This is a genomic window from Pseudomonas sp. 13159349 (assembly GCF_013305685.1).
Taxonomy (GTDB): Bacteria; Pseudomonadota; Gammaproteobacteria; order Pseudomonadales; family Pseudomonadaceae; genus Aquipseudomonas; species Aquipseudomonas asiatica.
Genome location: NZ_CP045553.1, coordinates 3,809,177 through 3,831,498, shown reverse-complemented (window position 1 = coordinate 3,831,498; position 22,322 = coordinate 3,809,177). Strand labels below are relative to the sequence as shown.

20 protein-coding genes are annotated in these 22,322 nt (G+C 62.3%); 4 read left to right on the top strand and 16 right to left on the bottom strand.

Annotation, left to right across the window (positions count from 1 at the left end; genetic code table 11):
* Positions 1–17: 17 nt before the first annotated feature.
* Positions 18–848 carry an NAD(+) diphosphatase gene (nudC, locus tag GEV38_RS17815; protein ID WP_054573020.1) on the top strand — a complete coding sequence of 277 codons (831 nt, stop codon included), beginning with the start codon at positions 18–20 and terminating at the stop codon, positions 846–848.
* Here the strand turns inward: nudC and GEV38_RS17810 are convergent.
* The 12 genes from GEV38_RS17810 to GEV38_RS17755 form a co-directional block, all read right to left on the bottom strand.
* Positions 816–1,595, bottom strand: coding sequence for a TSUP family transporter (locus tag GEV38_RS17810; RefSeq protein WP_039613166.1), 780 nt, complete (start codon positions 1,593–1,595; stop codon positions 816–818). The genes nudC and GEV38_RS17810 overlap by 33 nt on opposite strands.
* Before the next feature lie 128 nt (positions 1,596–1,723).
* Positions 1,724–2,629: an RHS repeat-associated core domain-containing protein gene (locus tag GEV38_RS17805; protein WP_015270978.1), complete on the bottom strand. Its 906-nt coding sequence runs from the start codon at positions 2,627–2,629 to the stop codon at positions 1,724–1,726.
* Positions 2,630–2,855: 226 nt separating this feature from the next.
* Positions 2,856–3,686 (bottom strand): alpha/beta fold hydrolase, encoded by an 831-nt coding sequence (locus GEV38_RS17800; RefSeq protein ID WP_054573022.1) that lies wholly within the window; start codon positions 3,684–3,686, stop codon positions 2,856–2,858.
* Between the two features lie 80 nt (positions 3,687–3,766).
* Positions 3,767–5,056: an FAD-binding oxidoreductase gene (locus GEV38_RS17795; RefSeq protein WP_054573023.1), complete on the bottom strand. Its 1,290-nt coding sequence runs from the start codon at positions 5,054–5,056 to the stop codon at positions 3,767–3,769.
* Positions 5,057–5,289: 233 nt separating this feature from the next.
* Positions 5,290–7,245 carry a DNA topoisomerase III gene (locus tag GEV38_RS17790; protein WP_015270975.1) on the bottom strand — a complete coding sequence of 652 codons (1,956 nt, stop codon included), beginning with the start codon at positions 7,243–7,245 and terminating at the stop codon, positions 5,290–5,292.
* 161 nt (positions 7,246–7,406) lie between these two features.
* Positions 7,407–7,835 carry a GNAT family N-acetyltransferase gene (locus GEV38_RS17785; protein ID WP_003258855.1) on the bottom strand — a complete coding sequence of 143 codons (429 nt, stop codon included), beginning with the start codon at positions 7,833–7,835 and terminating at the stop codon, positions 7,407–7,409.
* Positions 7,828–8,994, bottom strand: a complete 1,167-nt coding sequence (locus GEV38_RS17780; protein ID WP_013973298.1) for a cupin domain-containing protein — start codon at positions 8,992–8,994, stop codon at positions 7,828–7,830. Before GEV38_RS17780 ends, GEV38_RS17785 begins: the two co-directional genes overlap by 8 nt.
* Positions 8,995–9,075: 81 nt before the next feature.
* Positions 9,076–10,446, bottom strand: coding sequence for an adenylosuccinate lyase (gene purB / locus GEV38_RS17775; RefSeq protein WP_015270974.1), 1,371 nt, complete (start codon positions 10,444–10,446; stop codon positions 9,076–9,078).
* 237 nt (positions 10,447–10,683) lie between these two features.
* Positions 10,684–11,310, bottom strand: coding sequence for a high frequency lysogenization protein HflD (gene hflD / locus GEV38_RS17770; RefSeq protein WP_015270973.1), 627 nt, complete (start codon positions 11,308–11,310; stop codon positions 10,684–10,686).
* Complete coding sequence (gene mnmA / locus GEV38_RS17765) at positions 11,307–12,431, bottom strand: tRNA 2-thiouridine(34) synthase MnmA (RefSeq protein WP_015270972.1); 1,125 nt, start codon at positions 12,429–12,431, stop codon at positions 11,307–11,309. Before mnmA ends, hflD begins: the two co-directional genes overlap by 4 nt.
* Positions 12,432–12,491: 60 nt before the next feature.
* Positions 12,492–12,932, bottom strand: coding sequence for an NUDIX hydrolase (locus tag GEV38_RS17760; protein ID WP_015270971.1), 441 nt, complete (start codon positions 12,930–12,932; stop codon positions 12,492–12,494).
* 202 nt (positions 12,933–13,134) lie between these two features.
* Positions 13,135–15,360: an NADP-dependent isocitrate dehydrogenase gene (locus GEV38_RS17755; RefSeq protein WP_013973293.1), complete on the bottom strand. Its 2,226-nt coding sequence runs from the start codon at positions 15,358–15,360 to the stop codon at positions 13,135–13,137.
* Positions 15,361–15,787: 427 nt separating this feature from the next.
* On the opposite strand from GEV38_RS17755, the gene icd reads away from it, so the two are divergent.
* The gene (gene icd / locus GEV38_RS17750) at positions 15,788–17,044 is read left to right on the top strand and encodes an NADP-dependent isocitrate dehydrogenase (RefSeq protein WP_054573024.1); all 1,257 of its coding nucleotides are present in this window, start codon (positions 15,788–15,790) and stop codon (positions 17,042–17,044) included.
* Between the two features lie 73 nt (positions 17,045–17,117).
* Here the strand turns inward: icd and cspD are convergent, their stop codons facing one another.
* The gene (gene cspD / locus GEV38_RS17745) at positions 17,118–17,372 is read right to left on the bottom strand and encodes a cold shock domain-containing protein CspD (RefSeq protein WP_054573025.1); all 255 of its coding nucleotides are present in this window, start codon (positions 17,370–17,372) and stop codon (positions 17,118–17,120) included.
* 229 nt (positions 17,373–17,601) lie between these two features.
* Here cspD and clpS point away from each other — a divergent pair, with 229 nt between their 5' ends.
* Positions 17,602–17,964 carry an ATP-dependent Clp protease adapter ClpS gene (gene clpS, locus GEV38_RS17740; RefSeq protein ID WP_013973290.1) on the top strand — a complete coding sequence of 121 codons (363 nt, stop codon included), beginning with the start codon at positions 17,602–17,604 and terminating at the stop codon, positions 17,962–17,964.
* Positions 17,965–17,994: 30 nt separating this feature from the next.
* Entirely contained in the window at positions 17,995–20,265 is a 2,271-nt protein-coding gene (clpA, locus tag GEV38_RS17735; protein WP_013973289.1) for an ATP-dependent Clp protease ATP-binding subunit ClpA, read from the top strand.
* Between the two features lie 171 nt (positions 20,266–20,436).
* On the opposite strand, the gene infA is transcribed toward clpA, so the two are convergent.
* The 3 genes from infA to aat form a co-directional block, all read right to left on the bottom strand.
* On the bottom strand, positions 20,437–20,655 hold the full coding sequence (gene infA, locus GEV38_RS17730; RefSeq protein WP_002553999.1) for a translation initiation factor IF-1: 219 nt from the start codon (positions 20,653–20,655) through the stop codon (positions 20,437–20,439).
* Positions 20,656–20,757: 102 nt separating this feature from the next.
* Positions 20,758–21,465: an arginyltransferase gene (locus GEV38_RS17725; protein ID WP_013973288.1), complete on the bottom strand. Its 708-nt coding sequence runs from the start codon at positions 21,463–21,465 to the stop codon at positions 20,758–20,760.
* Positions 21,466–21,520: 55 nt separating this feature from the next.
* Positions 21,521–22,201: a leucyl/phenylalanyl-tRNA--protein transferase gene (gene aat / locus GEV38_RS17720; RefSeq protein WP_054573027.1), complete on the bottom strand. Its 681-nt coding sequence runs from the start codon at positions 22,199–22,201 to the stop codon at positions 21,521–21,523.
* Positions 22,202–22,322 lie beyond the last annotated feature (121 nt).

The window sequence follows — 22,322 nt, the reverse complement described above, 5'->3', positions numbered from 1 at the left end:
GTAAGGGAACCCCCGACATGTCAGCACGCTGGACTACCGCAGTACTCGACCCGCAGATCACCGGGGGGCTGGCCGTGGCCCGCAGCCCGGAAGGGTTCCTGGTGGACGACAACGGCGCGCTGTTCCCTCGCGACTGGCTCAAGCGCCAGGACCTCGACGTACTGTGCGAGCACGGCATCGGCCACTTCGACGGCCAGCCGGTCTTCCTGCTGGAGCTGCGCAGCGCTACCGAGGTGCCCGGCTGCGCCTGGCGCGGCCTGCGTGCATTCATGCTCGAGGGTGATTTCGACACCTACAAAGTGCTGGGCTATGCCGCGCAGATCGGCACCTGGGCCCGCGAGCACCGCTTCTGCGGCAGCTGCGGCCAGGCAATGACGCAGATTCGCTGGGAGCGGGCGATGTACTGCCAGCCTTGCGACCTGCGCAGCTACCCGCGCATTTCACCGAGCATGATCGTACTGGTGACACGTGGCGACGAAATCCTGCTGGCGCGTTCGCCACGCTTCGTCACCGGGGTGTACAGCACCCTGGCAGGCTTCGCCGAGCCGGGCGAGTCGGCCGAGGACTGCCTGGTGCGCGAAGTGCGTGAGGAGGTAGCGGTGGAAGTAAGGAACATCCAGTACGTCGGCAGCCAGTGCTGGCCGTTCCCGCATTCGATGATGCTGGGCTTCCATGCCGAGTATGCCGGCGGCGATATCGTCATGCAGCCGGACGAGATCGAGGATGCCAAGTGGTTCAGCGTCCACGACCTGCCGCCGCTACCGGCCGGGCGGTCGATTGCCCGCTACCTGATCGATCTGTACGTTGCGCGCCGCCTAGGCTTGGCCGAACCAGTGCTGCCACGCTAGGCGCACGGTCAATGCCAGCACCACGGTGATGAACACCGGGCGGATGAACTTGCTGCCGCCACTGATCGCCGTGCGTGCGCCGAAGAAGGCGCCAACCATTACCGACAGGCCCATGCACAGGCCGACGATGTAATCCACCTGCCCGGAAATGATGAACACCGTCAGCGCTGCGATGTTGCTGACGAAATTCATGCTGCGCGCCACGCCGCTGGCACGGACCAGGTCGATGGGGTACAGCAGCAGGGTGCTGACCGTCCAGAACGCCCCGGTGCCCGGGCCGGCCACGCCGTCATAGAAACCCAAGGTAAAGCCTTGCGGCATTTGCCATTTCTTCTTGATGGGTGCATCGGCATCGAGCGGCGCCTTGGGCGTGCCACCGAACAGCAGATAGACGCCACAGGCGAAGACAATCACCGGCAGCATCTTGTTCAGCCATTCGGCCGGCATGTAGTGGGCGATCACTGCACCGAGCAAAGCGCCGACCAAGGTGGCGAACAATGCCGGGCGCCACTGCGCCGGGTGGAACAGTTTGCGCCTGTAGTAGGTGAAGCTGGCGGTGGCCGAGCCGAAGGTAGAGCTGAGCTTGTTGGTGCCCAGTACCAGGTGCGGCGGCATGCCCGCGGTGAGTAACGCCGGGGTGGTGAGCAGGCCGCCACCGCCGGCGATGGCATCGATGAAACCGGCGACGAAGGCGACCAGGGCCAGGATCAGCAGGGTGAGGGGTTCTACGGTGAGTTCGAAGGGCATGGGAGGCTTCAGGCTGGAGGGTCGGTTTGCGGCTAATGGAGAAATAAACGGGCATGATAATCCCACGTCCCCAAGGCTGACAGTGTTTCCGGCCGCTTACTTGTTTCAAACCGACCCTGCAGGGGTATCTAGGTACCACGTATCGCTGATCTGGCAGTTGTAGGGCGTGATGCCTCAGGTGACGCAGGTGACAACTGACTGCTCGAATTCATTGTAGTGGTTTCATGTGACGCCAAGTTGCTCAGTAGGGTTCTGTACTCAAGGATTTTTGCCTCTAGGGCTATGTAATTAAGCTGCTCGTCCATGTATAGGTATTTTTCGTAGTTAAAGTCATGAGTGATGGGGCCTTCAATGTTGCCATGCTTTAAGCGCCAGTTGCGGACTGCTGTATCCTTGAGATCGCTGAGCATGGCATCACCCTTCGGAAGCTTGTAAATCGCCTTGAGGGTTTTTATGGTTACGTTCTCGTCATCAATGACAGCGGAATACTTTTCGAGATTCGGATTCTCGGTAATTGCTTCCCTTGCTTTATTGATGTAATGGATTCTGGGTTTTACAAACTTATCCTTTACGTTATTCCACATTGTCCTGGCGCGACGCAACATATGCCCTGAAGGGTCGTGATGGTTCACGGGGTCTCCCAAGCAATAGGCGTAGGCGTTATGTGTGTGTTTCTTAAACGGGCTGAGGCTGTCCGCTGAGTAAAATCGCGCCAGTCTAGTACTAAAGGCACGATAGCCGTTTCCAAGGAGGTAGCAGTTTGTGACGCTATCGTAGCGTTGTCCGGTGAAGCCCATCATATGAGCTGTGGAGCTGTATCCGTAAGCGGTGTAGGCCAGGTTGTGAATGCCTTCGCGATGAGAACGGTTGATTATGGAACTCTGAGAGTCTGCCGCCAGTAGTAGTGTCTCGGTCGAGCGTTGCGCTAGAGAAAGGTTTGAGATTGAAAAGACTGTGACGGAACGATCGCTGCCGATCTCCAAGGACAGTTGGCCATTCTTGTAGAATAAACGCTGCTTCCAGTTCTGTGCCATGGTCAGCCTGCTGGTGCGAGAAGTACTGAATTTAAATTACCTTCATGCAAAATAGACAGGCGCGCAACTGGCAGTTTTGCCAGTTGCATACACTCATGAAATAAGTATGTTGACAGTGCCGGCCCTTTCGCGGGCTCGCCCGCTCCCACAGGTTATATGTATATCTCAAGATGCAGTACCTGTGGGAGCGGGCGTGCCCGCGAAGAGGCCGGTGCAGGCGACTACATCAGCTACGTATGAACGCCAGCAAATCCGCATTGATCACATCGGCATGGGTGGTCGGCATGCCATGCGGGTAGCCTTTGTAAGTCTTCAACGCGCCATTGGGCAGCAGCTTCGCCGACAGCACTCCGGAGTTCTCATACGGCACGATCTGGTCATCATCGCCGTGCATCACCAGCACAGGTTGCTGGATGCCCTTCAGGTCCTCGGTAAAATCGGTCTGGGAAAATGCCACGATGCCATCGTAATGGGCCTTGGCGCTGCCGATCATGCCCTGGCGCCACCAGTTACCAATGATGCCCTCACTCGCTTCTACACCAGGGCGGTTGTAGCCGTAGAACGGCCCGGCCGGCACATCGCGGTAGAACTGCGCACGGTTGCTGGCGACCTGGGCCTGGAAACCGTCGAACACCGATTTGGGCAGGCCACCGGGGTTACCGGGAGTCTGCACCATCAATGGCGGTACGGCGGCAATCAACACGGCCTTGAGCACCTTGTCTTCAGGGTGCCGGGCCATGTAGCGCACCACTTCACCGCCACCGGTCGAGTGGCCGACATGCACGGCGCCCTGGATGCCCAGGTGAGCGACTACCGCCGCCACATCGTCGGCGTAATGGTCCATGTCGTGGCCGTCCCATACCTGGCTGGAGCGGCCATGGCCGCGGCGGTCGTGGGCGACCACGCGATAACCCTGGGCGAGGAAGAACAACATCTGCGCATCCCAGTCGTCGGCGCTGAGAGGCCAGCCGTGATGGAAGTGGATAACCGGTGCATCGCGCGGGCCCCAGTCCTTGTAGAAGATCTGTACGCCGTCCTTTGTAGTTACATAGCTCATGGTCGGGTCTCCTGTGTGCAGGAAGCGAAGGGAGCTATTGAGAATAGGAGAGATTTCTGCGCAGTAAGCGCCGGCCGTCTTCAGATACGATCGCGCATCCTGTACCAGGCCTTGGCGGCGGCTTCCAGCGGTGCGGCCAGCAGGTCGCCGCCGGGGAAGCGGCCGTTGTCGATGCCTTGGTACAGCGTCAGCAGGTCGTCGTCACCGAGGATGGCGTCGCTCACGGTCCGGGCTGCGGCCAGGGTCGGCAGCACGCCATGGCCGGAGAAGCCCTGCAGCCAGTAGCGCTGGCCCTCGCGGCCGACATCCGGGGTGCGCTGGATGCTGCAGTCGATATGGCCGCCCCAGGCATAGTCGATGACCACCCCGGCCAGCTGCGGGAACACCCGCTCCAGGTAGGGGCGGGTGGCGCTGGCGACATCTTTGGGAATACCGCCCAGGTAGGTGCAGCCGCCGCCGAACAGCAGGCGATGGTCCGGGGTAATGCGGAAATAGTCGGGCACGAACTGGTTGTCGATCACGCAGCTATTGCGCGGCAGCAATGATCGGGCGAAATCGGCGTCGAGCGGCGCGGTGGCGACCTGGTAGGAACCGACCGGCAACAGGCGACGCGACAGGTTACGGTCGAGGCGGTCGATGTAGGCGTTGCAGGCTAGCACTAACACCTGGCAGCGTACTTCGCCGCGGTCGGTACGGGCGACATAGCCGTCGCCAGCTCGCTGGTAGCTGAGCACCTGGCTCTGTTCGTAGATACGCCCACCGGCCGCCTCGATGGTACTGGCCAGGCCCTGGGCCAGCTTCAGCGGGTTGAGGTGGGCGCCTTTGGCGTCGTATAGCGCGGCCTGGTAGCGCGGGCTGTCGATCCATTGAGGCAGCTCGTCGCGGCCGATCAGGCGCAGGGCGTCGTAGCCCCATTTGTGTTCGGCCTCATGCAGGGCTTCTTCCAGCATCTTCACCCGGCGCGGCAGCACGGCGGTCCACAGGCTGCCCAGCCGGTAGTCGATGTCGAAGCCATGGCGCTCGGGCAGTTTGCGCATTTCATCGGCGGCCCAGCACATGCTGGCCCACAGGCGTTGGGTGCGTTCGGTGCCCAAGGCCTTTTCCAGCGGCGGCATGTCGCACGACCAGCCGAGCAGTGCCTGGCCGCCGTTGCGGCCGGACGCGGCCCAGGCCACGCGGCTGGCTTCCAGCAGCGTTACACGCTTGCCGGCCTGGGTCAGGCGCAAGGCGGTGTGCAGGCCGCTGAAGCCGGCGCCAATGATCAGGACTTCGGTGTCGTGGCTGCCTTGCAGGGTAGGGTGCAGGGGAATGCTGGCGGGGTAGGTCTGGGCGTAGTAGCTGGCGACGTGCTGGGCGGATTGTTTGAACATGCAGGGGTCTCATGAAATTTGCTTTAATTATTTTCATGAAAATTTAGCATTAAAAATTCATGGCGCCAGTATGTTGGTCAGGTTTTGTGGTTTGTCTGAATTCTCTGTATTCCTGGCCTGGCCCTATCGCCGGCAAGCCAGCTCCCACAAGTCCTGCGCAGGTTTTGAAAGCTGTGTGGTACCTGTGGGAGCTGGCTTGCCAGCGATAGGGCTGTAATGGCAGTGCAAAAGCCTCAGGTTGAAGCTTTTCTCTTGGGCTGCCGCGGCTTGCTGGCAGCCTTGCTTCCAGCCGCTTTACTCTTCCCACTCCCTCTACGCTTTTTCTTCCACGGCGGCGCAGCCCCGGCTGCCGGCCCGCTGATGGTCATGCGCATGCCGCTGCACCGTTCGACCAGCTTGCCCATCCATGCCGACTGCCGGGCGACGAACTCTTCCAGCGTCATCTCGCCACTCTGCACCATGTCCAGCGCCTGCTCCCAGATAGCTGTGGTACCAGGGTCGGCAATGGCGCGAGGTACGGCGTCGATCAGGCTGAAGGCCGCAGGGGTGGCGGACAGCGCCTTGCCGTTCTTCACCAGGTAGCCGCGGTCAAGCAGGCCCTGGATGATGCTGGCGCGGGTGGCTTCGGTGCCGATACCGGTGGTTTCCTTCAGCTTCTGCTTCAACCGCGGGTCGTCCACCAGCTTGGCCACGTTCTTCATTGCCTTGATCAGGTCGCCTTCGGTAAACGGCTTGGGCGGCTGGGTCCACAGGTCTTTCAGTTGCAGGCCCTGCACCGTGCAGTCCTGGCCTTCGCGCAGCGCCGGCAGCACCTGGGCCGGTGGTGCCTCGCGGCCCTTGGCCGGGGTCAGCGCCTCGGGCAGCGCACGGCGCCAGCCTGGTTCGACGATCTGCTTGCCTACGGCACGCAGGGCATGGCCGGCGCAGTCGAAGTCGGCCTGGGTGCGGTCGTACTCGTGGTTGGGCAGGAACTGCGCCAGGTAGCGGGCGCGGATCAGGGTGTACACCGCCTTGTGCTTGGCTGGCAGGCGCGACGGGTCGCTGGCAGCGGCAGTGGGGATGATGCCGTGGTGGGCGCTGACCTTGGCGTCGTTCCACGCCCGTGAGCGGCGTTGCGGCTCCAGGTAGGGCTGCAGCGGCGCCAGGCTGGCATCGGAACGTTGCAGGGCGGCGAGGATGGCTGGCGCTTCGGCGTGCTGGCTTTGCGGCAGGTAGCCGCAGTCGCTGCGCGGGTAGGTGATCAGCTTGTGGGTTTCGTACAGGGCCTGGGCGATGTCGAGGGTTTCCTGGGCGCCGAGGCCGAACTTTTTCGAGCACAGCTCCTGCAGGGTGCCAAGGTCGAAGGGCAGGGGTGCTGCTTCACGCACGCGTTCGGTGGTCACCTTCACGGCCCGGGCAGTACCCGCATTGCCGATGTCGGCGGCAGCCTGCTGCGCCAGGGCCTGGTTCAGGCAGCGGCCCTGGTCGTCGCAGGCGTCATCGGGGGCGCGCCACTGGGCGTTGAAGCCAAAGCCTGCGTGTTCGAGCTGCACGTCGATGGCCCAGAACGGTACCGGCACGAAGTCGGCGATGCTGCGGTCTCGATCGACCACCAGGCGCAAGGTGGGCGTTTGCACCCGGCCCACCGGCAGCACGCCCTGATAGCCCGACTGGCGGCCCAGCAGGGTGAACAGCCGGCTCATGTTCATGCCGATCAGCCAGTCTGCGCGCGAACGGCCCAACGCCGAGTGGTACAGGTTGAAGGTTTCGTGGCCCGGCAGCAGCCGCGCCAGGGCCTTGCGAATGGAGGCGTCGTCCAGTGCCGACAGCCACAGGCGCTGCACCGGGCCGCGGTAGCGGCAATGCTCGACCAGTTCGCGGGCGATCATTTCGCCTTCGCGGTCGGCGTCGGTGGCGATCACCAGTTCGCGTGCTTCGCCGAGCAGGCGCTTGACTGCCTTGAACTGGCTGGCGGTCTTGGGCTTGACCAGCATTTTCCACTTTTCCGGGATGATCGGCAGGTCGGCCAGGTTCCAGCGCTTGTAGCGTTCGTCGTAGCTGTCGGGCGGGGCGGTTTCCAGCAGGTGGCCGATGCACCAGGTCACGCAGACGTCGGTGCCTTGCCAGCAGCCATCGCCCTTGCGGTTGGCGCCGAGCACTTTGGCGATGTCTTTTGCCTGGGAGGGTTTTTCGCAGAGGAACAGGCGCATGGCCGGAGACGCTTCATCGGGGGTGATGGGCGATAGGATGCGCAAGCGAGGGCGCGGAGGCAAGTTTTATCTGGATGGATGTACAGCTTTTTGTCAGGGGAGATGTATTTTGCTGTGCCGGCCTCTTCGCGGGCAAACCCGCGAAGAGGCCGGTACAGGGATCAGGCGCGCGAGTCGCGCACCATGTCCACGTGCGGGATGCCGGCTTCGAGGAACTCTTCGCTGACTACGCGAAAGCCCAGCCGCTCGTAGAACGGCGTGGCGTGCACCTGGGCGCTGAGCATCTGCTGTTTAAGGTCGCGGTTCTGTGCTTCGACAATCACCGCGTTCATCAGCGCGTCACCCACTTTCAGCCCGCGCCAGTCCTTCAGCACCGAGACCCGGCCGATGGTGCCGTCAGGCAGCAGGCGCGCTGTGCCGATCGGGTAGTCGCCTTCCAGGGCCAGGAAGTGCGCGGCGGTCGGGTCATCCGAATCCCACTCCAGTTCTGGTGGAACGTGCTGTTCGGCAATGAACACCGCTTCGCGGATGCGGCGGATGTCGGCGTTGTCCTTGTGCCAGTCGGCGAGGCGCACACGAATCTTATTCATTGGCGAATCCCAGGCTTCCTTGTTTGACCAGCTGCTGTACCAGCATAAGGCCATCTTCATCCTGCAGCCATTCGCCCAGGTTGTCGATGTGCAGGGCGTCGGCCGCGCAAACCAGCTTCAGCAGCTCGCGCAGTTTGCCCGGCAGCGGGCAGCTGCGGCCGCTGGCGAACAGCAGCAGGTCTTCTTCGAATTCCGACCAGGCCAGACGCGCGCTCGGGTTGCGGATCAGGATGGCGCCTTGTTCCAGGGCATCGATCAGTTCTTCCTCGGACAGCTCTTCACCGACGATCTGCTCGGGGTAGCGCGGCTCGGTCATGAACTGGCCGAACCAGGTCAGCAGCAGGTCCTTGTCGCCCATGTGCTTGTCGAGCAGCGCCTTGAGGCGGTCGAGGGCATCGTGCTGGATCTGGTGCGGGTCACTGACCGGCTGGGCGTCGGCGTCGCTGTAGCGTTCTTCATCGGGCAGGAACTGGCCGAGGAAATCGGTGAAGTGGGTCAGCACTTCGGCGGCGCTTGGCGCGCGGAAACCTACCGAGTAGGTCAGGCAGTCATCCACGGCCACGCCGTAGTGGGCCAGGCGTGGTGGCAGGTAGAGCATGTCGCCGGGCTCCAGGGTCCACTCATCGCTCTGCTCGAAATCGGCGAGGATGCGCAGGTCGGCGTGCTCCAGCAGCGAGCTGTCGCTGCTGCACATCTGGCCGATTTTCCAGTTGCGCTGGCCGTGGCCCTGCAGCAGGAAAACGTCGTAGTTGTCAAAGTGCGGGCCGACGCTGCCACCAGGGGCGGCGAAGCTGATCATCACGTCATCGATGCGCCAGCTGGGCAGGAAGCGGAAGTTTTCCAGCAGTTCGGCTACTTCCGGGACGAACTGGTCCACGGCCTGCACCAGCAGGGTCCAGTCCTTTTCCGGCAGCTCGGCGAAGGTGTCTTCGGTGAACGGGCCGCGGCGCAGCTCCCACGGGTGCGCGCCGTGCTCGAGCACGATACGCGACTCTACTTCCTCTTCCAGGGCCAGGCCGGCCAGCTCGTCGGGGTCGATCGGGCTGATGAAGTCCGGGAATGCCTGGCGCACCAGCAGCGGCTTCTTCTGCCAGTAGTCGCGCATGAATTCGCGGGCCGAGATGCCGCCGAGCAGCTGCAGTGGAGTATCAGGATTCATGTTCAACCTATTGAAAAAATGTAATTTTCGTCCGGGAATAAAAACGCCCGGCCAGGCCGGGCGTTGAACGCGACGGTCAGCTTAGATGCGTTTGGCCTGTGCTGCCGCGTTGCCGATGTAGGTAGCAGGGGTCAGCTGCTTGAGCTCGGCCTTGGCTTCGGCTGGCATGTCCAGGCTGTCGATGAAGGTCAGCAGCGCTTCCGGGGTGATGCCCTTGCCACGGGTCAGCTCCTTGAGCTTCTCGTAGGGGTTTTCGATGTTGAAGCGGCGCATCACGGTCTGGATCGGCTCGGCCAGCACTTCCCAGCAGGCGTCCAGATCGGCGGCAATGCGGGCTTCGTTGACTTCCAGCTTGCCGATGCCTTTCAGGCTGGCTTCGTAGGCGATGACGCTGTGGGCAAAGCCCACGCCCAGGTTGCGCAGCACGGTAGAGTCGGTCAGGTCACGCTGCCAGCGCGAGATCGGCAGCTTGCTGGCCAGGTGCTGGAACAGCGCGTTGGCGATACCCAGGTTGCCTTCGGAGTTTTCGAAGTCGATCGGGTTGACCTTGTGCGGCATGGTCGACGAGCCGATTTCGCCGGCAACGGTCTTCTGCTTGAAGTAGCCCAGCGAGATGTAGCCCCACACATCGCGATCGAAGTCGATCAGGATGGTGTTGAAGCGGGCGATGGCGTCGAACAGCTCGGCGATGTAGTCGTGCGGCTCGATCTGGGTGGTGTACGGGTTGAACTGCAGGCCCAGCTCGTCTTCGATGAAGGCGCGGGCGTTCTGCTCCCAGTCGATCTGCGAGTAGGCCGACAGGTGGGCGTTGTAGTTGCCCACGGCGCCGTTGATCTTGCCCAGCAACGGCACGGCGGCAACCTGGGCGATCTGGCGCTCCAGGCGGTACACGACGTTGGCCAGTTCTTTACCCAGGGTGGTCGGCGAAGCCGGCTGGCCGTGGGTGCGCGACAGCATGGGCACGTCGGCGTGGGCGTGAGCCAGGGCGCGGATGGCGTCGGCGATCTGGCGCATCAGCGGCAGCAGCACTTCGTCACGGCCGGCGCGCAGCATCAGGGCGTGGGACAGGTTGTTGATGTCCTCGCTGGTGCAGGCGAAGTGGATGAACTCGCTGACCTTGGCCAGCTCAGGCAGCTTGGCGGCCTGCTCCTTGAGGAGGTATTCGATCGCCTTGACGTCGTGGTTGGTGGTGCGCTCGATTTCCTTGACGCGTTCGGCGTGCTCGAGCTTGAAGTCGGTGGCCAGGCTGTCCAGCAGGGCGTTGGCTTCGGCGGAGAACGCCGGCACTTCGCCGATCTGCGGGTGGGCGGCCAGGCGCTGCAGCCAGCGCACTTCGACCAGGGCGCGGAAACGGATCAGGCCGAATTCGCTGAAAATGGGGCGCAAGGCCTGGGTTTTGCCGGCATAACGGCCGTCTACAGGGGAAACCGCAGTGAGCGAAGAAAGCTGCATGGGGTGTTCTCGGACAGTCAGGCTTTTGGAAGGGCGCATATCATACATGAATTTCGCGCCCGAGTCGGGTGGCTGACCAAAGGTCGGGCCATAAATCAGCTGTGGCATTGTGCATTGCCTGTTCTGGCCCTATCGCCGGCAAGCCAGCTCCCACAGGTACTGCACCGGTCTTGAGCACAGTGCATATCCTGTGGGAGCTGGCTGGCCGGCGATGAGGCCGGAACTGTCAAACCCCTGTCAGGAGGGGCTGCGCATCATGTCGTACAGTTCGTTCAACAGCTTGCGCCGGCTGAATACCAGCTGCCAGCGGTGCCCGCCCAGCTGGCGCCACAGGCGTGCGGCGCGGATGCCGGCCAGCAACAGGGCGCGGATTTTCGAGGCATTGCTGGCCTGCTGCAGGAAGCGCATGTCGCCATGCACCTGGATGCGCTGGCGCAAGGTGCTCAGGGTGTCCTGGTACAAGGCTCCGCTGGAAGCGATGACGTTTTCATGAACCAGGCCAAAATGCTCGGCCTGGGACTGGATTTGCGGCAGGCGGTTGCCGATGGTGTCGAGCAGGTCGCCGCGCTTGTTCAACTGGCGTTCAAGACCCAGCATCGACAGGGCGTAGCGCAGTGGCTCGCGCTGCAGGCTGCTGGGGTCGCGCTCCAGCGCACCGACCAGCGCGCGATAGCCGTCGCGCAGGTTCAGGTCGTCCCCGCCGAACACCTCCAGGGTGTCCTTGGGGTCACGGACCAGCAGGCTGCCCAGCATGCAGCCGATGTTGGCCTCGCTGGCCTGGCCGGTGCGGGCGATGCGGTCGACCAGTACGGCGGCCTGGAACACACCGCCCAACGCAATCAGCTGCTCCTGCAGGTTGCTCATGCGCGCGGGCTCCACGGCTCGGCGGCTTCGATCACGCCGCCGCCCAGGCACACTTCGCCGTCGTAGAACACCACCGACTGGCCCGGGGTAACGGCGCGTTGCGGTTCGTCGAACACTGCGCGGTAGCCGCTTTCGGTCAGCTCCAGGGTGCACTGCTGGTCGCTCTGGCGGTATCGCACCTTGGCGGTGAGCTGGCGCGGGCTGCTGAGGTCGACCGGGTTGACCCAGAAAATTTCCGAAGCGAGCAGGGCGCGGGAGAACAACCACGGGTGTTCATTGCCCTGGCCGACCACCAGCACGTTGCGGGTCAGGTCCTTGTGCAGCACGTACCACGGCTCGTCACCGGCGTCCTTCAGGCCGCCAATGCCCAGGCCCTGGCGCTGGCCGATGGTGTGGTACATCAGGCCGTGGTGGAGGCCGATCACTTCACCGTCGGTTGTCTCGATGTTGCCCGGCTGGGCCGGCAGGTATTGCTTGAGGAAGTCGCTGAAGCGGCGCTCGCCGATGAAGCAGATGCCGGTGGAATCCTTTTTCTTGGCGGTGGCCAGGCCGTGCTTTTCGGCAATGGCGCGTACTTCGGGCTTTTCCAGCTCGCCAACCGGGAACAGGGTGCGGGCGATTTCCTTGCCGCCGACGGCGTGCAGGAAGTAGCTCTGGTCCTTGTTCGGGTCCAGGCCCTTGAGCAGCTCGGTGAGTTCACCGGTGTCGCGGCGGCGCACGTAGTGGCCGGTGGCGATCAGGTCGGCACCCAGCGACAGGGCGTAGTCGAGGAACGCCTTGAACTTGATTTCGCGGTTGCAGAGGATGTCCGGGTTGGGCGTGCGGCCGGCCTTGTACTCTTCGAGGAAGTGCTCGAACACGTTGTCCCAGTATTCGGCGGCGAAGTTGGCGGTGTGCAGCTTGATGCCGATGCGGTCGCACACGGCCTGGGCGTCGGCCAGGTCTTCACGGGCGGTGCAGTATTCGGTGCCGTCGTCTTCTTCCCAGTTCTTCATGAACAGCCCTTCCACCTGGTAGCCCTGCTCCATGAGCAGAAGGGCGGAGACGGAAGAGTCCACGCCGCCGGACATGCCGACGATGACGCGGGTCTTGGCGGGGTCTTTGAGTGCTGGGCTGGTCATGGGTACCGGTGTGTATCAAAGGGGGAAAAACGCCAATTCTATCAAACCTGCGGCGGCGCGTCAGTCGCGCAGCAGGTCGAGGCTGTGCAAGGGGCCTTTGAGGTAATCGTCGAGGCAGCGTGGCACCAGTTCGCTGCGCCAGCGGGCGGGGTTGGCCAGCAGTTCGTCGCGGGTCAGCCACACGGCGCGGACGATGTCGCTGTCCAGCGCCAGGTCGGCGTGATGGCGCACGGGGCGGGCGGCGAAGCAGATGCGCTGGTAGGTCACGCCGTTGCTTGGGGCGGTGTACAGGTAGATGCCGACCAAGCCGGTGAGCTCGACTTCCCAGGCGGTTTCTTCGAGGGTTTCGCGCAGGGCAGCCTGGGGCAGGGTCTCGTTGGGTTCGAGGTGGCCGGCGGGCTGGTTGAAGACGTGCTGGTTGGCTTTGAACTCTTCGACGAAAAGGAACTTGCCTTCGTGTTCGACGATGGTGGCGACGGTGATGTGGGGTTGCCAGGTCATTTGTATGTCCCTTCAGATTGGTGGGGCCGCTTTGCGGCCCATCGCCGGCAAGCCAGCTCCCACAGGTGCAGTGCAAGCTTGAGGCATTCACAATACCTGTGGGAGCTGGCTTGCCGGCGATGGGTTGCAGAGCAACCCCATTTCCCAGAAAGCACAAACCCCGGTGCGTGGCCGGGGTTTGTGCTGTTACTTCAAGCGAACCTTACAGGGCGGCAATGGCGCTGTTCAGGGTCTGGCTTGGGCGCATCACCTTGGCGGTCAGCTCGGCATCCGGAGCGTAGTAGCCACCGATGTCGGCCGGCTTGCCCTGGACGGCGTTGAGCTCGGCGACGATGGTCTCCTCGTTCTCGGTCAGGGTCTTGGCCAGTGGTGCGAAGCGTGCCTGCAGGGCAGCGTCGTCGTTCTGCGCAGCCAGGGCCTGGGCCCAGTACAGGGTCAGGTAGAAGTGGCTGCCGCGGTTGTCGATACCGCCAACTTTGCGCGAAGGCGACTTGTTGGTGTCGAGGAACTTGCCGGTGGCCTGGTCCAGGGTATTGGCCAGCACTTTGGCGCGCGGGTTGTCGTAGGTGTTGCCCAGGTGCTCCAGGGAAGCGGCCAGGGCCAGGAATTCACCCAGCGAGTCCCAACGCAGGAAGTTCTCTTCCACCAGCTGCTGCACGTGCTTCGGTGCCGAACCGCCGGCGCCGGTTTCGAACAGGCCACCGCCGTTCATCAGTGGCACGATCGACAGCATCTTGGCGCTGGTGCCCAGTTCCATGATCGGGAACAGGTCGGTCAGGTAGTCGCGCAGCACGTTGCCGGTCACCGAGATGGTGTCCTTGCCTTCGCGGATGCGGGCCAAGGAGAACTTGATGGCGTCGACCGGTGCCAGGATGCGGATGTCCAGGCCGGTGGTGTCGTGATCCTTCAGGTACTTCTGCACCTTCTCGATCATCACGCCGTCGTGGGCGCGGGCCGGGTCCAGCCAGAACACTGCAGGGGTGTTGCTCAGGCGGGCACGGTTGACGGCCAGCTTGACCCAGTCCTGGATCGGCGCGTCCTTGACCTGGCACATGCGGAAGATGTCACCGGCTTCGACGTTCTGCTCGAGAACGACCTGGCCTTTGCTGTCGACCACGCGCACGACGCCGTCAGCCTTGATCTGGAAGGTCTTGTCGTGGGAACCGTATTCTTCGGCCTTCTGCGCCATCAGGCCGACGTTCGGTACGCTGCCCATGGTGGTCGGGTCGAAGGCGCCGTTGGCCTTGCAGTCTTCGATGGTGGCCTGGTAGATGCCGGCGTAGCAGCGGTCCGGGATGATCGCCTTGGCATCCTGCAGTTCGCCGGCGGCGTTCCACATCTTGCCCGAGTCACGGATCATGGCCGGCATCGAGGCGTCGACGATGACGTCGCTCGGCACGTGCAGGTTGGTGATGCCTTTGTCGGAGTTGACCATGGCCAGAGCCGGACGCTGGGCGTACAGGGCCTGGATGTCGGCTTCGATCTCGGCCTGCTTCTCGGCTGGCAGGTCCTTGATGCGGGCATACAGGTCGCCGATGCCGTTGTTGGCGTTGAAGCCAACTTCAGCCAGGGCGGCGGCATGCTTGGCCAGCACGTCGTTGTAGAACTCTTCGACGATGACGCCGAACATGATCGGGTCGGAGACCTTCATCATGGTGGCTTTCAGGTGTACCGACAGCAGCACGCCGGAGGCCTTGGCATCGGCGATCTGCTCGGCAATGAAGGCTTTCAGGGCCTTGCGGCTCATGGTGGCGCAGTCGATGACTTCGGCAGCTTTTACCGCAGTCTTTTCTTTCAGTACGGTGGTGTTGCCGTCTTTGCCGACCAGCTCGATGCGCAGGCTGTCGTCAGCTTCGATCAATGCGGCTTTCTCGCTGCCGTAGAAGTCGCCCTGGGTCATGTGGGCAACGTGCGACTTGGAGTCGGCAGCCCAGGCGCCCATCTTGTGTGGGTGCTTGCGGGCGTAGTTCTTGACCGACAGCGGCGCGCGGCGGTCGGAGTTGCCTTCGCGCAGGACCGGGTTCACGGCGGAACCTTTGATGCGGTCGTAGCGGGCGCGGGATTCTTTCTCTTCCGCGGTGGCCGGCTCGTCGGCGTAGTCAGGGATGTTGAAGCCCTTGCCTTGCAGTTCCTTGATCGCGGCTTTCAGCTGCGGTACCGAGGCGCTGATGTTCGGCAGCTTGATGATGTTGGCTTCAGGGGTGGTAGCCAGCTGGCCCAGTTCCGCCAGGTGATCGCCTACTTGCTTCTCTGCGCCCAGTTGCTCCGGGAAGGCGGCGAGGATGCGGCCAGCCAGGGAGATGTCGCGGGTTTCGACGGCGATGTCAGCCGAAGCGGTGAAGGCTTCGATGATTGGCAGCAGCGAGTAAGTGGCGAGGGCGGGGGCTTCGTCGGTGAAGGTATAGATGATCTTGGAACGGGTGGGCATGCGGGTTAACTCTCTGTGTGCTGAGCGTGCTCGAGTCTCGTGGTGCGCAGGGTAGGCGCATCGCCCTGGCAGCGCCATGAGCGGAAAGTCGAGAGGCTGCGAGCGGTGATGGTGGATGCATCAGTCGAGCGTCAAGTGCTGAGCTGCGGTAACAACCCAGGCTTTATGGCCAGGCTTTGTGTCCATTCATGGCCAAGGGCGGTCCGCATTTTTCCAAGGGATCGCCCCGATGACCCTTCGGTCGCGGCGGAGTATACCAAACCATTCGGGCTAATCAGCAAGGCCAAGTGATATCGGCCCATTTATAAGACCAAAGACTAAGCGGCAATGTGGCGGGTTGTCGCATGCCTTGCAGGTCGGCAGATGTGGTTTAGGCTCAGTGGATCGCATGATGTCCAATCACACCCGACAGCGGAGTAGTGCAAGCATGGGATACCAGAAAATCAAGGTTCCGACCGACGGCACCAAGATCACCGTCAATGCCGACCATTCGCTCAACGTTCCTGACAACCCGATCATTCCTTATATCGAGGGCGACGGGATTGGCGTCGATGTCTCGCCGGTAATGATCAAGGTGGTCGACGCCGCCGTGCAGAAGGCCTACGGCGGCAAACGCAAGATCGCCTGGATGGAAGTGTACGCCGGCGAGAAAGCCACCCAGGTGTACGACCAGGACACCTGGCTCCCCCAGGAAACCCTCGATGCCGTACGTGATTACGTGGTGTCGATCAAAGGGCCGCTGACCACCCCGGTGGGCGGTGGCATCCGGTCGCTCAACGTGGCCTTGCGCCAGCAGCTGGACTTGTACGTGTGCCTGCGCCCGGTGCTGTGGTTCCAGGGCGTGCCCAGCCCGGTGAAGAAGCCAGGCGATGTGGACATGGTGATCTTCCGTGAGAACTCCGAGGACATCTATGCCGGCATCGAGTGGAAGGCCGGCTCGCCAGAGGCGAACAAGGTGATCAAGTTCCTCAAGGAGGAAATGGGCGTTACCAAGATCCGCTTCGACCAGGACTGTGGCATTGGCGTCAAGCCGGTGTCTCGCGAGGGCACCAAGCGCTTGGTGCGCAAGGCCCTGCAGTACGTGGTGGATAACGACCGCGAGTCGCTGACCCTGGTGCACAAGGGCAACATCATGAAGTTCACCGAGGGTGCCTTCAAGGACTGGGGTTATGAAGTGGCGCGCGACGAGTTCGGGGCCGAGTTGCTCGATGGTGGCCCGTGGATGAAGTTCAAGAACCCCAAGAGTGGGCGCGAGGTCATCGTCAAGGACGCCATCGCCGACGCCATGCTGCAGCAGATCCTGCTGCGCCCGGCCGAGTACGACGTGATCGCCACCCTCAACCTCAACGGTGACTACCTGTCCGATGCCCTGGCGGCGGAAGTGGGTGGTATCGGCATTGCGCCGGGTGCCAACCTGTCCGACACCGTGGCCATGTTCGAGGCCACCCACGGCACCGCGCCCAAGTATGCCGGGCAGGACAAGGTCAACCCGGGTTCGGTGATCCTGTCGGCGGAGATGATGCTGCGGCACATGGGCTGGACCGAGGCGGCAGACCTGATCATCAAGGGTACCAACGGCGCGATTGCCGCCAAGACCGTGACCTATGACTTCGAGCGCCTGATGGAGGGTGCCACACTGGTGAGCAGTTCAGGCTTTGGCGATGAAATGATCAAGCATATGTAGGGCAATGGAAAACCGGCCGCTTCCAGTCAGGAGGCGGCCGGTTTTTAAGTGTACCGGCAGGCGGCGCGGCAGTTCAGGCGTCGGCAGTGCTGCTGGTTTGCGGAGCCCTGGCGACCGTGGCGGCAGCGGCGCTGCTGATATTCACCGCGTGCAGGCCTTTGGGGCCCTGGACGATGTCGAAGCTCACGGCCTGGCCGGCCTTGAGCGTCTTGTATCCGTCCATCTGGATGGCTGAGTAATGAGCGAACAAGTCTTCATCCTTGCCCTCTTCATTGATGAATCCGTAGCCCTTGGCATTGTTGAACCACTTGACTTTACCGCTTGCCATCCCTATGTCCCTCTGCAAAGGACTCCATCACTGGAGTATCATCCACTCATCCGCATACGAACCATGCGAAAAATCTGGTTGACTGCGCGGATCTTTATCGACCACGGTGGGTTCTTATTGGTTGTAACACCGTTTTGCCGATAGTCAAGGTCGCCCGGCGCCTGCGCTGGCCGTGCCCTTCGCAGTCAACCCACAACCTTAACCTGTCGCTCATGATGAAATTCTTTCCATGCATGCACCTAGTGAGATTCGACTAACATTCAATCAGGATCGCCCGCAATCGAATGAGGACGACGGCTCAGGTCTTGCAGTTCAGGAAGCCAAGCCGATCCTGCAGGCGCCACCTATGTACAAGGTGGTTTTGTTCAACGATGACTACACGCCGATGGATTTCGTCGTCGAAGTGCTCGAGACGTTCTTCAATCTGAACCGCGAGCTGGCGACCAAGATCATGCTGACCGTCCATACCGAAGGGCGGGCAGTGTGCGGATTGTTTACCCGTGACATCGCCGAAACAAAGGCTATGCAGGTCAACCAATACGCCAGGGAAAGCCAGCATCCGCTACTCTGTGAAATCGAGAAGGACGGTTAATCGCCGACCACTTGGGTATGAGGTGAAGCTATGTTAAACCGCGAGCTCGAAGTCACCCTCAATCTTGCCTTCAAGGAGGCTCGTTCGAAGCGTCATGAGTTCATGACCGTCGAACATCTGCTGCTGGCACTCCTTGACAATGAGGCTGCCGCGACCGTTCTGCGCGCCTGTGGCGCCAATCTCGACAAACTCAAGCACGACCTGCAAGAGTTCATCGATTCCACCACACCCCTGATTCCGGTCAACGACGAAGATCGTGAAACCCAGCCGACCCTGGGCTTCCAGCGTGTACTGCAGCGTGCCGTGTTCCACGTGCAAAGCTCCGGCAAGCGTGAAGTCACTGGCGCCAACGTGCTGGTTGCGATCTTCAGCGAACAGGAAAGCCAGGCCGTGTTCCTGCTCAAGCAGCAGAGCGTGGCCCGCATCGACGTGGTCAACTACATCGCCCATGGCATCTCCAAGGTGCCGGGCCATGGTTCGCATTCCGAAAGCGACCAGGAAATGCAGGACGAAGAGGGCGGCGATACCGCCTCTTCGAGCAACCCGCTGGATGCCTATGCCAGCAACCTGAACGAGCTGGCCCGTGCCGGCCGTATCGACCCGCTGGTAGGCCGCGAGCAGGAAGTGGAGCGCGTGGCGCAAATCCTTGCCCGTCGGCGCAAGAACAACCCGCTGCTGGTGGGTGAGGCAGGCGTGGGCAAGACCGCCATCGCCGAAGGCCTGGCCAAGCGCATCGTCGATGGCCAGGTGCCCGACCTGCTGGCGCAGAGCGTGGTGTATTCCCTCGATCTCGGCGCACTGCTGGCTGGTACCAAATACCGGGGCGATTTCGAGAAGCGTTTCAAGGCGCTGCTCGGCGAACTGCGCAAACGCCCGCAGGCGATCCTGTTCATCGATGAAATCCACACCATCATTGGTGCTGGCGCGGCGTCGGGCGGGGTGATGGATGCGTCCAACTTGCTCAAGCCACTGCTGTCGTCGGGTGAAATTCGTTGCATCGGTTCGACCACCTTCCAGGAGTTCCGTGGCATCTTCGAGAAGGACCGTGCCCTGGCACGGCGCTTCCAGAAGGTTGATGTCAGCGAGCCGTCGGTCGAAGACACCGTGGGCATCCTGCGTGGCCTGAAAGGGCGCTTCGAAAGCCACCACAATATCGAGTACAGCGACGAAGCCTTGCGCGCCGCCGCTGAACTGGCCTCGCGCTACATCAATGACCGGCACATGCCGGACAAGGCCATCGACGTGATCGACGAAGCCGGTGCCTACCAGCGCCTGCAGCCGGAGGCCAACCGCGTCAAGCGCATCGACGTGCCGCAGGTCGAAGACATCGTCGCCAAGATTGCGCGCATTCCGCCGAAGCACGTCACCAGTTCCGACAAGGAACTGCTGCGCAACCTCGAGCGTGACCTGAAGTTGACCGTATTTGGTCAGGACCAGGCGATCGATTCGCTGGCCACCGCTATCAAGCTGTCCCGCGCCGGCCTCAAGTCGCCGGACAAGCCTGTCGGTTCGTTCCTGTTCGCCGGCCCGACCGGCGTCGGCAAGACCGAAGCAGCGCGGCAGCTGGCCAAGGCGCTGGGGGTTGAACTGGTGCGCTTCGACATGTCCGAGTACATGGAGCGCCACACCGTGTCGCGCCTGATCGGTGCGCCTCCTGGCTATGTTGGCTTCGATCAGGGTGGTTTGCTGACCGAGGCGATCACCAAGCAACCGCACTGCGTATTGCTGCTCGACGAAATCGAGAAGGCCCACCCGGAAGTCTTCAACCTGCTGCTGCAGGTGATGGACCACGGCACCCTGACCGACAACAACGGGCGCAAGGCCGACTTCCGCAACGTGATCCTGATCATGACCACCAACGCTGGCGCTGAAACCGCCGCGCGGGCCTCGATCGGCTTTACCCATCAGGACCATGCGTCCGATGCCATGGAAGTCATCCGCAAGAGCTTCACGCCGGAGTTCCGCAACCGCCTGGACACCATCATCCAGTTCGGCCGCCTGAGCCACGAGACGATCAAGAGCATCGTCGACAAGTTCCTTATCGAACTGCAGGCGCAGCTGGAAGACAAGCGTGTGTTGCTGGAGGTCAGCGATGATGCGCGCGGTTGGCTGGCGGCCTCGGGTTACGACGTGCAGATGGGTGCGCGGCCGATGGCGCGGTTGATCCAGGACAAGATCAAGCGGCCGCTGGCCGAGGAGATCCTGTTTGGCGAACTGGCCGAGCATGGTGGCGTGGTGCACGTCGACCTGCGCGATGGCGAGCTGGTGTTCGACTTCGAGACCACGGCTGAGGTTGCGTGACAGCGGGGGCCGCGTTGCGGCCCATTCGCAGCACAAGGCTGCTCCTACAGGGAATGCATGCTCCCCTTGTAGGAGCGGCCTTGTGCTGCGAGCGGGCTGCAAAGCAGCCCCCTGCAATCTGACAGGCACAAAAAAGCCCGGCACATGGCCGGGCTTTTTCATGGCTAGAGCTTAGCGCGCACGGTAGGTGATGCGGCCCTTGCTCAGGTCGTAGGGCGTCAGTTCGACGCGGACCTTGTCGCCAGTGAGAATACGGATGTAGTTCTTGCGCATCTTTCCGGAGATGTGCGCGGTTACGACGTGCCCGTTTTCCAACTCCACGCGGAACATGGTGTTGGGCAGGGTGTCGACGACAGTACCTTCCATTTCGAAGCTGTCTTCTTTCGACATGCAGTAGAGCCCTCGGATCCAGTGTTGGCCCGACGCATAACCGCACCGGGCAAAAAAGTGGCGTGGATTATGCCCGAAAACTGTGTGTCAAGCCAATGCCTTTCAGTTGAGGGTGACCCAGCGCTGGTTTATCAGCAATTCGATAGGTCGATACTGTGTCTTGTAGTTCATTTTCTTGCAGTTCTTGATCCAGTAACCCAGGTAAACCGCTTCCAGGTCCTGGCGCAGGGCTTCGGTAATCTGCCAGAGAATGGCAAAGCGGCCCAGGCTCCGGCGCTCTTCGTCCGGCTCGTAGAAGGTGTACACAGCCGACAGGCCGTTGGGCAGCAGGTCGCACACCGCCACCGCCATCAAGCGGCCTTCCAGGCGGAACTCATAGAACCAGCAGAACGGCAGGTCGCGCACCAGGAAGGTGGAGAACTGATCGCGGCTGGGCGGGTACATGTCACCGTCGGCATGGCGCGTTTCGATATAGCGCCGGTACAGCTCGAAGTACTCTTCCTTGAACGCCGGGCGTGCGGCGGTCACGGTCAGGTCGGCGTTGCGCTTGAGGATGCGCCGTTGCTGGCGGTTTGGGATGAAGCGCGCCGCCGGGATGCGTGCCGGCACGCAGGCATTGCAGTTCTGGCAGTGCGGGCGGTACAGGTGGTCGCCACTGCGGCGGAAGCCCATTTCCGACAAATCGGCGTACACGTGCACGTCCATCGGCTGGCTGGGGTCGAGGAACAGCGTGGTTGCCTGTTCGTCGGGCAGGTAGCTGCAGGAGTGGGGTTGAGTGGCATAGAACTTCAACCGCGCCAACTCTGTCATGATCAACCCCCTCGGTGAGACTTTGTTTAAGTGTAAGCCAGCTACGGGAACTCGCCTAGGGAAGCCATGTGGCGCTGTTGGGCTGGTCGAGGTGGCGTGTCAGGTAGTCGGCAAACTCGGCGCGGCTGATGGCGTGGGCTCCCAGGCTGTGCAAATGGTTGGTTGGCATCTGGCAGTCGATGAGGACGAAACCGGCCTGGCGCAGGTGGTTGACCAAAGTCACGAAGCCGACCTTGGAAGCGTTGTCGGCGCGGCTGAACATCGATTCACCGAAGAACAGCTGGCCCATGGCCAAGCCATACAGACCACCGACCAGCTCGCCGTCCTGGCGCACCTCCACCGAATGGGCGATGCCGCGTCGGTGCAGCTCGCAGTAGGCGGCACGCATGGTGTCGGTGATCCAGGTGCCGTCGGCGTAGTCACGTGGCGCGGCGCAGGCGGCGATCACCGCGGGGAAGTCTGTGTCGAAGCTGACCTGGTAACGGCCCTGGCGCATCAGCTTGGCCAGCGAGCGCGACACGTGCAGCTGGTCCGGGAGCAGCACCGTGCGCGGGTCGGGTGACCACCAGAGGATCGGCTGGCCGTCCTGATACCACGGGAAGCAGCCATGGCGATAGGCCTGCACCAGACGCTCGGGGCTCAGGTCGCCGCCGGCAGCGAGCAGGCCGTTGGGATCATGCAGGGCCTTTTCCAGAGGCGGGAAGGTCAGCGAGTCGCGGGTCAGCCAGGTGAGCATGGTCTATCGTGCGGTGGGGGAGGGGAGAGGGCAGCATGGCGCGGGTGAAAAGCAGGGTCAATCTCTTTGGCTTCTTCGCGGGCGCGCCCGCTCCCACAGGCCATGTGCAGGCTCTGAAGCC